Source organism: Nocardia sp. CC201C (assembly GCF_030010695.1).
Lineage (GTDB): Bacteria > Actinomycetota > Actinomycetes > Mycobacteriales > Mycobacteriaceae > Nocardia > Nocardia otitidiscaviarum.
Window position 1 is genome coordinate 1 of record NZ_JASCXP010000044.1, and the last position, 11,637, is coordinate 11,637.

10 protein-coding genes are annotated in these 11,637 nt (G+C 67.6%); 7 read left to right on the forward strand and 3 right to left on the reverse strand.

Translation table 11 applies throughout. The annotated features are described in order from the left end of the window. Positions 1-45: 45 nt before the first annotated feature. Positions 46-1,206 carry an alpha/beta fold hydrolase gene (locus QK444_RS07505; RefSeq protein WP_282778400.1) on the reverse strand — a complete coding sequence of 387 codons (1,161 nt, stop codon included), beginning with the start codon at positions 1,204-1,206 and terminating at the stop codon, positions 46-48. Positions 1,207-1,345: 139 nt separating this feature from the next. On the opposite strand from QK444_RS07505, the gene QK444_RS07510 reads away from it, so the two are divergent. Further along, the gene (locus QK444_RS07510; protein WP_282778402.1) at positions 1,346-2,113 is read left to right on the forward strand and encodes an SDR family oxidoreductase; all 768 of its coding nucleotides are present in this window, start codon (positions 1,346-1,348) and stop codon (positions 2,111-2,113) included. A 340-nt stretch (positions 2,114-2,453) separates the two neighbouring features. Here QK444_RS07510 and QK444_RS07515 read toward each other — a convergent pair whose 3' ends face one another. Further along, a complete protein-coding gene (locus QK444_RS07515) occupies positions 2,454-3,581 on the reverse strand; it encodes a resuscitation-promoting factor (RefSeq protein WP_282778404.1) in 1,128 nt (375 codons plus the stop codon). A gap of 209 nt (positions 3,582-3,790) precedes the next feature. Then, positions 3,791-4,618, reverse strand: coding sequence for a TatD family hydrolase (locus tag QK444_RS07520; RefSeq protein ID WP_282778406.1), 828 nt, complete (start codon positions 4,616-4,618; stop codon positions 3,791-3,793). Between the two features lie 68 nt (positions 4,619-4,686). On the opposite strand from QK444_RS07520, the gene metG reads away from it, so the two are divergent. The 6 genes from metG to QK444_RS07550 all read left to right on the forward strand — a co-directional run bounded on the left by metG (position 4,687) and on the right by QK444_RS07550 (position 11,631). Beyond that, complete coding sequence (gene metG, locus QK444_RS07525) at positions 4,687-6,270, forward strand: methionine--tRNA ligase (protein WP_282778408.1); 1,584 nt, start codon at positions 4,687-4,689, stop codon at positions 6,268-6,270. 404 nt (positions 6,271-6,674) lie between these two features. Next, a complete protein-coding gene (locus QK444_RS07530; RefSeq protein ID WP_282778410.1) occupies positions 6,675-7,727 on the forward strand; it encodes a 3-oxoacyl-[acyl-carrier-protein] synthase III C-terminal domain-containing protein in 1,053 nt (350 codons plus the stop codon). A 7-nt stretch (positions 7,728-7,734) separates the two neighbouring features. Continuing rightward, a complete protein-coding gene (locus QK444_RS07535) occupies positions 7,735-8,649 on the forward strand; it encodes a hypothetical protein (protein WP_282778412.1) in 915 nt (304 codons plus the stop codon). Continuing rightward, the gene (locus QK444_RS07540) at positions 8,646-10,319 is read left to right on the forward strand and encodes a fatty acid CoA ligase family protein (RefSeq protein ID WP_282778414.1); all 1,674 of its coding nucleotides are present in this window, start codon (positions 8,646-8,648) and stop codon (positions 10,317-10,319) included. Before QK444_RS07535 ends, QK444_RS07540 begins: the two co-directional genes overlap by 4 nt. After that, entirely contained in the window at positions 10,319-10,591 is a 273-nt protein-coding gene (locus QK444_RS07545) for a hypothetical protein (RefSeq protein ID WP_029931219.1), read from the forward strand. Before QK444_RS07540 ends, QK444_RS07545 begins: the two co-directional genes overlap by 1 nt. Further along, entirely contained in the window at positions 10,588-11,631 is a 1,044-nt protein-coding gene (locus tag QK444_RS07550) for an NAD-dependent epimerase/dehydratase family protein (protein WP_282778417.1), read from the forward strand. Before QK444_RS07545 ends, QK444_RS07550 begins: the two co-directional genes overlap by 4 nt. The last annotated feature ends 6 nt before the right edge of the window (positions 11,632-11,637 follow it).

Consider the following 11,637-nt stretch of genomic DNA (forward strand, 5'->3'; position numbering starts at 1 on the left):
CGACCACCGCCCGTTCCGCCGACCGCGCCCGCCGCCGGACGCGGCTCAGGGAAGCGTGGGTGTGGACAACACGCGGGCCACGAAGTCTTCGATGGCCGCCCACATCTGCGGGTTGACTTCGGTGTGGTCCCCCATGCCGACGACCATCGAGTAGTCCACGCCATTGGCGGCGAGCTGCGCGGCCAGGGCGGCGTGCAGGGGTGAGGGCACCACCTTGTCGGCGGCATTGAGCAGCAACAGGATCGGGGCGTCATAGCCGCTGGTCGGCACCGCCATGTAGTCGGTGACGGCGGCGCGGAAGCGTTCGTCCGCGAGCGGCCGGGCCAGCATCTCCCCCACCGAGATGCCGTCCACGACCCGCATGATGCCGTCGAAGCAGAGGCCGCTGGAGTCGTCGAGGACCTGGCGGCCGCGCGGGGTGAGGTAGCTGTCCAAGTCGAGTTCGGGACGCGTGTCCCGCAGTCCGGCGAGCATGCTCACCACGAAACCGTTGACGGCGGTACCGAGCTGGCCCGGCATCGCGGGCACGTACGGTCCGACGAGCGGGGCGACCTTCTCGATATCCGAGGCCGGATCGACGGCGATGGTGCCCCGGAAGTCCAGGTCCGGCAGCAGCGCCGATTGCAGGTGCGCGGTGCCCAGCGCCGCGTGGCCGCCCTGCGAGAAGCCGGTGACCGCCCACGACCGCGACAGATCGGAACGGATCTCCCGCGCCGCCCGCACCAGGTCGATGGTGGCGGTAGCCTCGGTGCGCGTCTCCAGGTAGGGGTGCGGTCCAGTGTCGAACCGCCCGAGTCCGAGGTAGTCGGGCGCGACCACGGCGAAGCCCTTGTTCACGAAGTACTGGAGGATCGCGTCCTCCTTGGGGCGGATGAACCGGCTCCCCGCGCTCTGCCCACCGCAACCCGGACCGAGTCCGGAGGTGCCGTGGTCGTAGGCCATGATCGGCCAGCCACCCGGGGGCGGCGTCCCTTCCGGAACGATCAGCGCGCCACTGGCTTTCACCGGCTCACCGTTGGAGCGCGTGGTCCAGTAGTCGACGGAGTACCCGTTGGCCATGCCACGCCAACCGGCGGGCTGCGCCTCCACCGTAATCGGTCTGCCCTCGGTCGCCGCCTGTGCCGGGGCTCCCGGAACGCTCAGCAGCGCACCCGCCGACACCGTCGCCGCGGCCAGGACACGCGTCCACCCGCCGAACACTCGCATGCGATCCTCCATCAGGTCCCCGACCCGGGAATGACTATCGAACCGCCATGCAGCCTAGTTAACTGAACAACGGTCCAGTCTTAAAATTCTCTGGCAATCCGTCGTTGACCACGCCTATAACTTGTTCTAATTTCGGGCGATGGATCGCAGATACGACGGCCGTCGCGTACTCGTCACCGGAGCGGGCTCCGGCATCGGACAGGGCATCGCCCTGCGACTACTGGCCGAGGGCGCGCAGCTGGTCGCCGCCGACATCAACGAGACCGGACTGACCTCCACCGTCGAGGCCGCGCCCGCCGACCAGCGCGACCGGCTGCACACCCTGGTGGTGAACGTGGCCGATCAGGAATCCACCCGCGCCGCCGTGGCCGAGGCAGCCGAATTCCTCGGCGGGCTGGAGGTTCTCGTCAACGCGGCGGGCATTCAGCGCGGCGGGCACACCCACGAACTGCCCCTGGAGACCTGGAACCAGGTGCTCGCCGTCAACCTCACCGGCACCTTCCTGATGATCCAGGCCGCCCTGCCGCACCTGCTGGAATCACAGCGCGGCGTCGTGGTGAACTTCTCTTCCACCAGCGCGTTCGGCGCGGCCCCGTATATGGCCGCCTACGCCGCGTCCAAGGCCGGGGTGAACGCCCTCACCCACTCCATCGCACTCGAGTACTCGAAGAAGGGGCTGCGCGCGGTGAATATCGTGCCCGGCGGCATCAGCACCGGCCTCACGTCGAATCTCGACATCCCCGCCGACGCGGACTGGACCCTCATGGCCCGCCTGCCCGGCTGGCTGGAGGGCGGCGCACTGGGCAAGCCCGAGGACATCGCGGGTGTGGTGGCCATGGTCGCCTCCGACGACGGCCGCTATATGACCGGCACCGAACTCCGCGTGGACGGCGGCGCACTCATGTAGCGGTCGGCGACCGCTCGAGCGACAGTCCGTGCGCGGACCACAGGCCGAACGGGCTGGCGTACGAGCCAGCCGAGCGGGTCGGGTAAGGCGACAGCCCGAGCGGGTCACGTACGTGACAGCCCACCTGGGTCGGGTAAGGCGACAGCCCGAGCGGGTCACGTACGTGACAGCCCACCTGGGTCGGGTAAGGCGACAGCCCAAGCGGGTCGGGTACGCGACAGCCCGCCTGGGTGTCAGGTAAGGCGACAGCCCAAGCGGGTCACGTACGCGACAGCCCGCGTGGGTCATGTGAGCAGCGGCCCGCGCGGGCGATGCGAACAGCCGAAGCGCGAAGTCCGGCTCAGCTCAGGCCAAGGCGGCTGGTGCAGGCGGGCCAGGCTCCCCAGCCCTGCCGTTGCCGGGTCACCTCGGCGATGGCGATCTGCTCCTCGCGGGTGGCCAGGTCGGCGCGGGGCGCGTAGCGCAGTCCGCCCTGCCGGGCCCAGGTGTTCGCGTCGAACTGGATGCCGCCGTAGTAGCCGTTGCCGGTATTGATGGCCCAGTTACCGCCGGACTCGCACTGGGCCAACGCGTCCCAGATGGCGCCATCCTTGACCGGCGGCACCTCGGTGCCCGGCTTGGCGCCCTTGCGGATGGTCTTCGGCTCGGCGGGGACGATCACGGTCGAGTCGATGAGCTCCCGGCCCGCCTCCTGGCCGTTCACGATGGAGACGGCGAAGGTCGCGTCGTGCACGCCCGGCTTGCCCGGATTCTCCACCACGGTCCGGCTCATGTTCAGCTCCGGATCCTCGATGATGTTCTCCGGCGGATCCAAAGGGATTCGCTCGGTGCGGTTCTCGATCACGCGGCGGGTGACGACGATCTTCATGCCGTCGGTGAGCGGAGTGTCGGCGGCGGGCTCCACGGTGTCCTGATTCACCAACGGGCGGCCCTGCACCTTCAGCAGCTCGCCGACCGTCGGCGCGGCCAGCCGCACCAGGGTCGGCGGGCGGCCGTTGTCGGAGAGTTCCAGCGTGCGCGGGCTGGTCACCAGCAGCTGCCCGCCCTCGAGCGGCAGCGGCGTGGGTCGGGCCGGGGAGGTGAACACATCGCTGGGCAGGCTCAGTTTCACCAGCGCCTCGGCGACGGTGAGCGCGGTGGTCCACACCTTCTGCTGCTGACCGTCGACGATCAGCGCGACCTCGCGGGCGCGGTTGAGGGTGATGGTGGCCCCGTCGGCGACCGTGGCGTTCGCGGCCGGGCTGACATCGTCCTTGTCGTCGACCGAGAATCCGGCCGCCTTCAGCACCCCGCGCACATCGCGGTACATGGTGCTCTGGAGGTATTTCTGCCCATCGACCACGACGGTCACCGTCTTGTGGTTCACGATGGCCAACCCGGCGCCGACGACGAGCGTGACGAGCATCGCCGCGATGGCGCCGTACAGCAACGGCGAGCGCGACGAGTTGATCTTCGTCAGAGCGTTCATCGGAAATCCCGGCATGGTCACAGTACGATAACGAGGGGGTCATGAATTGACAACCACTCCACGCGTACCGGGGCGTTTCAGAATAACGACCCGATATCGAAGCGCTGGTTGGTCACGATTCGGCTAGATCATAGTGAGCGAAGCCACACCGCGCGACTCCCGGGTGGAAAGTACGCAACCCGTGACTTTCTCGCAGAAATCGTGCGAGTTCAGATTCCGTAGACCAGCCGCGCATTCGCCGTGGTGATCTTGGCCAGTCGCACCGGATCCTGTTCACGGAGTTCGGCCAGCGCCCGCACCGTGTACGGCAGGCAGTACGGCTCGTTCGGCGCGCCACGGAAGGGGTGCGGGGTCAGGAAGGGCGCGTCCGTTTCGACCAGAATCCGATCCTCCGGCACCAGTTTCGCGGCCTCCCGCAATTCGTGGGCATTCTTGAAACTCACCGTTCCGGAGAAACTCAGGTAGTAGCCCTCCTCCACGCAGGCGATGGCCATGCTCGCGTCGGAGGAGAAGCAATGGAAGATCACCGTTTCCGGCGCGCCCTCGTCCAGCAGGACGGCGAGCAGATCATGGTCGGCTTCCCGGTTGTGGATCATGAGCGGTTTGCCCAGCCGTTTGGCCAGGTCGATATGCCAGCGGAAGCCCTCGACCTGCTCCTCGATATCGGCGCAGCCCTCCAGCTTGCCCGGCCAGTAGTAGTCGAGTCCGGTCTCGCCGACGGCCACCACGCGCGGATCGGCGGCCAACTTCTCCAACTCGGCCTTGGCCGCGTCGTCGAGGGCGTTGGCACGGGTCGGATGCAGTGCGACGGCCGCGTAGACCCGCCGATCCCAGTGCGCGGCACGCACCGCGAAACGGGCGGCCTCCAGGTCGTCGGCGATCGTCACCACCTGTCCGACGCCCACCGCCTGGGCCCGATCCACAATGGCGGCAACCGATTCCGCGTCGCTCGCGCCGCAGGCATCCAGATGGGTGTGCGCGTCCACGAGCGGGGACAGCGGTTCGGGCAGCTCCGGCGCGGGTCGCTTCTTACTCATCGACACCACCGCTTACAGGGATATTGAGGGGAGCGACAGCAGGCACGCCGATTACAGTAGGACACACCATGAGCGCATCCGACCGCACAGCCACCCCTGGCGCCTCAGCACCGGCCTTCTACATCACCACGGCCATCGCCTACCCGAACGGTGCGCCGCACATCGGGCACGCGTACGAGTACATCTCGTCCGATGCCCTGGCCCGCTTCAAGCGGCTCGACGGCTTCGACGTGTTCTTCATGACCGGCACCGACGAGCACGGCCAGAAGGTGCAGCAGGCCGCCAAGGCCGCGGGCGTGCCCGAGCGCGAGTACGCGGCGGCCAACTCGGACGTGTTCGAACGGATGGACAAAGCGCTCGACGTCTCCTTCGACCGGTTCATCCGCACCACCGACGAGGACCACCACGCCGCGTCCATCGCCATCTGGGAGCGGATGGCCGCCAATGGCGACATCTACCTCGACACCTACTCGGGCTGGTACTCGGTGCGCGACGAGGCGTTCTACACCGAGGAGGAGACCACCGTCCTCGACGACGGCACCCGGGTCTCCACCGAGACCAGGACGCCGGTGGAGTGGACCGAGGAGTCGAACTACTTCTTCCGGCTGTCCAACTACCAGGACCGGCTGCTCGAGCTCTACGAGACGCGGCCGGACTTCATCGCGCCCGCCACCCGGCGCAACGAGATCGTCTCCTACGTCAAGGCCGGGCTGAAGGATCTGTCCATCTCCCGCACCACCTTCGACTGGGGGGTGCCGGTGCCGGGCGATCCGGCGCACGTCATGTACGTGTGGGTGGACGCGCTCACCAACTACCTCACCGGCGCGGGCTTCCCGAATACCGATTCCGCCGCGTTCCAGAAGTTCTGGCCCGCCGATCTGCACATCATCGGCAAGGACATCACCCGTTTCCACTGCGTGTACTGGCCCGCCTTCCTGATGTCGGCCGGTATCGAGTTGCCGAAACGCGTGTTCGTGCACGGGTTCCTGTACAACAAGGGCGAGAAGATGTCGAAGTCGGTCGGCAATGTGGTCGATCCGATGGAACTCGTCGACACCTACGGCCTCGACGCCGTGCGCTTCTTCCTGCTGCGTGAGATCTCCTACGGACAGGACGGCTCCTACAGCCACGAGGCCATCGTCGGGCGCATCAATACCGACCTGGCCAACGAATACGGCAACCTGGCGCAGCGCTGCCTGAAGATGGTCGCCCGCGACTTCGGCCCCGTGGCGCCGACGCCCGGTGAGTTCACCGAGGACGACAGGGCGCTGCTGGACCGGGCGAACGGGCTGCTGGAGAAGGTGCGCGCCGAATTCGACCAGCAGCAGATCCACCTCGGCCTGGAACAGCTGTGGCTGATGCTCGGCGAGACCAACCGCTACTTCTCCGCGCAGGCCCCGTGGACGCTGGCCAAGGCCGGTACGCCGGAGGGCACCGCACGGGAGGGCACCATCCTCTACGTGACCATGGAGGTGCTGCGCATCGTCTCGATCCTGGCGCAGCCGGTGATTCCGGGTTCGGCGAACAAGATCCTGGACCTGCTGGGTCAGACCGGCCGCACCTTCGCCGATATCGCCACGCCGATCCAGCCGGGCATCGCACTGCCCGCGCCGGAGGTGGTCTTCCCGAAGTTCGTGGAGCCCAAGGCGTAGTCGCTCGAAAAGGGCTGTCGCCCAGACAGTTTGCTCGCCGCTGGCCGGGTACGAGAAATCGTGCCCGGCCGCTCTGCGTTCGGAGGTCCGGAGGCGGTGAAGTCTCTCACAGCGAAACCGTCAGTCCGATAATCAAGACTGGTCGTTCGCACAGATTTTCCCGGGTAACCGACGGTTGGCCCCGAGCCCACGCCGACACCAAGATCACCTGATCACCCGAGGTGAAGCACTGATAGCCGAATCGCATGCAGTTTGTGAGACTTTCGGTTACATAAATTGTGACGAACCCAAATGTCCCAGACAGTTGGCCTCGATCGGCGATGTCGCAGACGAAGTTACCCTCGGGTAGCCTTCCATGCGTCCCCGCTATCGAATGAATTGCTCCCTACTTCCGAGGAGTCCCCGTGCCGTATTCACGATTCGAGGCGATCGGCGCATATCTGCCGTCCAAACGAGTCACCACCGAAGAACTCGTATCGCAATTGAAAACCGCACCCGGCTTCGATCTCGAAAAGATCACGGGTGTCCAGGAGCGGCGTTTCCGCTCCACCGAACCCGGGAACGTCGAAGATTCCTTCACCCTCGCCATGAATGCGGTGGAGGACTGTCTGTCCAGGTCACAGTATGCGGCCTCGGATCTGGACGTGATCATCTCCACCTCGATCACGCGGTCCAAGGACGGCACCAAGATGTATATGGAGCCCTCCTTCGCGGGTGCGATCGGCCGCGCCATCGGCGCGCGTGAAGATGTCATCACCTTCGATCTGTCAAATGCCTGCGCGGGTATGCTCACCGGCACCTACATTCTGGATCGAATGATTCGCTCGGGTGCGGTGCGACGCGGAATCGTGGTCAGCGGCGAGGCCATCACCCCTATAGCGGAAACCGCCGTCGAAGAAATCTCCGAGAAATACGATCTGCAATTCGCCTCACTCACGGTGGGCGATTCCGGTGCCGCAGTCGTACTGGATGAGGCAGTCGACGACGCCGACAAGATCCACTACATCGAGCTGACCACCGCCTCGGAGTACTCGCACCTGTGCCTGGGCATGCCCAGTGACAAGTCACAGGGTGTCGCGCTCTACACCGACAACCGGAAGATGCACAACGAGTCGCGCTTCCTGCTGTGGACCGATACGCAGGGCGGATACCTGGAGCGGCAGGGCAGGTCCTTCGCGGACGAGAAGTTCGACTACATGATCCACCACCAGTTCGGCGCGGGCGCGGTGCCGTTCATCAACGCCATCGCCGCGCGGGAATTCGGCGTCCCGATGCCGCCGGATCTGAATGTCATCCACAAGTACGGAAACACCTCCACCACTTCACATTTCATCGTGCTGCACGACCAGCTGAGCCAGCAGGCCATTCCGGCCGGAGCCAAGCTGCTCATGGTCCCGGCCGCCTCCGGCGTGGTCGCCGGATTCCTGTCCACCACGATTTCTTCGCTGAAGGTCTGAAGCTGCTATGGGCGTGCGCATCAAATCCACCGGAACCAGCCGGGACACCGATACTTTCAGCATCGTCGAGCACAGCGCCCGCGCGGCGCGGCAGAGCCTGGAGCGGGCCGGTGTGCGGCCCGACCAGGTGGGGGTGCTGATCAACACCGGCGTGTTCCGCGACTCCAACACCGTCGAACCCGCTGTCTCGGCACTCATTCAGAAGGCCGCCGGGATCGGGCTCGACTACGCCAAGGAGGACCCCCGGTCGTTCTCCTTCGACCTCATGAACGGCGCGGTCGGCGTGCTCAACGGGGTGCAGGTGGCCCAGTCGGTGCTGGCCACCGGCAGTGCCGAACACGTGCTGGTGGTCTCCGGCGACACCCACCCGTCGCTGACGCGGTCGGCCGCCGACGACGAATTCCCCTACGCCACCGCGGGTGCCGCGCTGTTGCTGGAATTCACCGACGAGCCGGAAGGTTTCGGCCGGGTACACACGGTCTCGGGTGCGGGCACTCCCGCCGTCGAGTCCTATGTCGACGTCGCCACCATGGGCACCGTGGGCCGCGGTCTGATGACCGTGGAGCGCGACGCCGACGCCGAGGACCGGCTGCTCGCGGTCGCCGTGCGGGCAGCGCGGGCCGCGCTCGACGAGGCGGGTGACATCGATCCGGCCGGTACGGCGGTGATCGCCTCCACGCCGAGCGCGTCGTTCCCGGCCCGGCTGGCCGCCGAACTGGGCATCGCCCCCGAGGCGGTGCGGACTCCCGACCTGTCCCAGGGCGATCCGCACACCGCCGCGCTGCCGCTGGCCTATGACGCCGCCGCACAGGACGATTCGCTGTCGGCGTACCGTCAGGTGCTCTTCGTGGCCGCCGGCGCCGGTCCGGCCGCCGCCGCGGTGCTCTACCGCCTGCCCGCCCTCGCCGGGGCCGCCGCGTGACGGCGGGCACCTATTGGAAGGCCATCGACCGCTTCCGGGCGGTCGTGGCCGACCAGCCGGATCGCGAGGCCGTGATCTTCCCGGGTGGCAAGAACCCGTCCGGGCTGCCGGACTACCGGTACCTCACCTATCGCGAACTCGACGCCTGGTCCGACGCCATCGCCGAACGGTTGAGCGCGGCCGGTGTCGGGCGCGGCACCCGCACCATCGTGCTGGTGCTGCCCAGCCCCGAGCTGTACGCGATCATGCTGGGACTGTTGAAGATCGGCGCGGTACCCGTGGCCATCGACCCGGGCATGGGCCTGCGCAAGATGCTGCGCTGCCTACGCGCCGCCGACGCCGAGGCGTTCATCGGCATCCCGCCCGCGCACGCGGCCCGGGTGCTGTTCCGCAACTACTTCCGCGGCGTGCGGGTGACGGTGACGGTCGGCAGGCGCTGGTTCTGGCGCGGCCCCACCCTTGCCAGCTGGGGCACCCGACCGACCGGAACCCTGCGGCAGCGCGAACCGGCTCCCGATGACGAGCTGCTGCTCATCGCCTACACCACCGGCAGCACCGGACCGGCCAAAGCCGTCGAGATGACGCACGGAAATCTCTCGGCCATGGTCGAGCAGGTGCACGCCGCGCGCGGCCACGTCCCGCCGGACACCTCGCTCATCACGCTGCCGCTGGTCGGCATCCTGGACCTGCTGCTCGGCGCGCGCTGTGTGCTGCCGCCGCTGATTCCCAGCCAGGTCGGGTCCACCGACCCGGCGCACGTGGTGGATGCGGTCAACCGGTTCGGCGTGCGGACCATGTTCGCCTCCCCCGCGGTGCTGATTCCGCTGCTGCGGCACCTGGAGCGCACCGGGGCGGCGGTGCCCAGCCTGCACAGCATCTACTCCGGTGGTGCGCCGGTGCCGAACTGGTGCATCGCGGGCCTGCGGAAGGTGCTCGCCGCGGACGCCGAGATCCACGCGGGTTACGGCTCCACCGAAGCGCTGCCCATGTCCACCATCGAATCGCGGGAGCTGTTCGACGGTTTGGTGGAGCGGGCGCAGCGCGGCGAGGGCACCTGCATCGGCCGCCCCAGCGACCGGGTGCGCGCCCGGGTGGTCGCGATCACCGACGACCCGCTGCCCACCTGGGATCGGGTGGAGGAGCTGTCCTCGGAGCTGTACGCCACCAATGGGATCGGCGAACTCGTGGTCTCCGGGCCGAATGTGAGCACCCGCTATTTCTGGCCGCCCGAGGCCAATACGGCGGGCAAGATCCACGACGGCGACACCGTATGGCACCGCACCGGCGATCTGGCCTGGATCGACGCCGAGGGCCGAATCTGGTTCTGCGGCCGCAAGAGCCAGCGCGTGCACACCGCCGACGGACCCATGTTCACCGTGCAGGTCGAACAGGTCTTCAATACGGTGCCGGGCGTGGCCCGCACGGCGCTGGTCGGGGTCGGGCCGCGCGGCGGGCAGACGCCGGTGCTGTGCGTGGAGGCCGAGCCGGGTGCCGATGTCGACGCCGTCGCCGTGGCGCTGCGCCAGCGGGCCGCCGAATTCGAGGTCACCGCGAAGGTTTCCCGCTTCCTGTTCCACCCGAAGTTCCCGGTGGATATTCGGCACAATGCCAAGATCGGCCGCGAGCAGCTGGCGATCTGGGCGCAGCGGCAACTAGGGACGGAGAGGTAATGAAGGTTCTCGCACTGCGCGCGGTCCCGATCCTGGGCTGGCTGTACCTGGTGGTCGGCCTGATCGCCGCGCTGACCGGTCGCGCCCCGGCCAATCGGCTGCTGCGCGCCGTCTTCTGGATCGACGCCTTCCTCAGCATCGTGGTGCACGCGGCCCAGATCCCGGCCGCGCTGCGCGCCGCCGAGGGCAGCGGCACGTCACCGGTCGAAACCGCCGTGCTGACCCAGATCTTCGGGCTCACCTGGTGGAAGACACAGGAGGTGGCGGCGTGAAAGCACTCGTGACGGGCGCGTCCGGATTCCTCGGCGGCGCCATCGTGCGCCGCCTGGTCCGCGACGGCGACTACGACGTGGCGATTCTGGCGCGGCCCACCAGCAATCTGCGTGACCTCGCCGACGTCATCGACCGCATCGAGATCGTCACCGGCGATCTCACCGACGCCGGATCGCTCGACGAGGCCACCAAGGGCATCGACGTGGTATTCCACAGCGCGGCGCGGGTCGACGAGCGTGGCACCCGGCAGCAGTTCTGGGCCGAGAACGTCAGCGCCACCGTGCAACTGCTGGCCGCCGCGCGGCGCAACGGGGCTTCCCGCTTCGTCTTCATCTCCAGTCCCAGTGCGCTCATGGACCGCGACGGCGGCGATCAGGTCGATATCGACGAATCGGTGCCGTACCCGAGCCGCTACCTGAACCTGTACTCCGAAACCAAGGCGGCCGCCGAACGCGCCGTGCTGTCGGCGAATTCGGAGACCTTCCGCACGTGTGCGCTGCGCCCGCGCGCCATCTGGGGCGCGGGTGATCGCAGCGGGCCGATCGTGCGGCTGCTGGGCAAGGCGGCCGAGGGTTCGCTGCCGGATCTGTCCTACGGCAAACAGGTATTCGCCTCGCTGTGCCACGTCGAGAACATCGTGGAGGCCAGCGTCACGGCCGCCGAGTCCGATCGGGTCGGCGGGAAGGCGTATTTCGTCGCCGATGCCGAGCAGACCGACGTGTGGGGCTTCCTCGGCGAGGTCGCCACCGACCTCGGCTACGAGCAGCCGAGCCGGCAGCCGAACCGGCGGGTGCTCGACGCCGTGGTGTCGGTCATCGAAACCATCTGGCGGGTACCGGCCGTCGCCACCCGCTGGTCACCGCCGCTGTCGCGCTACGTGGTGGCGCTGATGACCCGCACCGCCACCTACGACACCTCGGCGGCGGCCCGCGATTTCGGGTACGTGCCGGTCGTGGACCGGGCGCAGGGGCTGCGCGAACTGCTGGCCTGGCTCGAAACCCAGGGCGGCGTCGAGGAATTGACCAAGAACATTCGGTGATTGAGA

Coding starts and splice junctions, on each gene's coding strand:
- QK444_RS07505 (WP_282778400.1), bottom strand. CDS start 1,206: ATGCGAGTGTTCGGCGGGTGGACGCGTGTCCTGGCCGCGGCGACGGTG.
- QK444_RS07510 (WP_282778402.1), top strand. CDS start 1,346: ATGGATCGCAGATACGACGGCCGTCGCGTACTCGTCACCGGAGCGGGC.
- QK444_RS07515 (WP_282778404.1), bottom strand. CDS start 3,581: ATGAACGCTCTGACGAAGATCAACTCGTCGCGCTCGCCGTTGCTGTAC.
- QK444_RS07520 (WP_282778406.1), bottom strand. CDS start 4,618: ATGAGTAAGAAGCGACCCGCGCCGGAGCTGCCCGAACCGCTGTCCCCG.
- metG (WP_282778408.1), top strand. CDS start 4,687: ATGAGCGCATCCGACCGCACAGCCACCCCTGGCGCCTCAGCACCGGCC.
- QK444_RS07535 (WP_282778412.1), top strand. CDS start 7,735: ATGGGCGTGCGCATCAAATCCACCGGAACCAGCCGGGACACCGATACT.
- QK444_RS07545 (WP_029931219.1), top strand. CDS start 10,319: ATGAAGGTTCTCGCACTGCGCGCGGTCCCGATCCTGGGCTGGCTGTAC.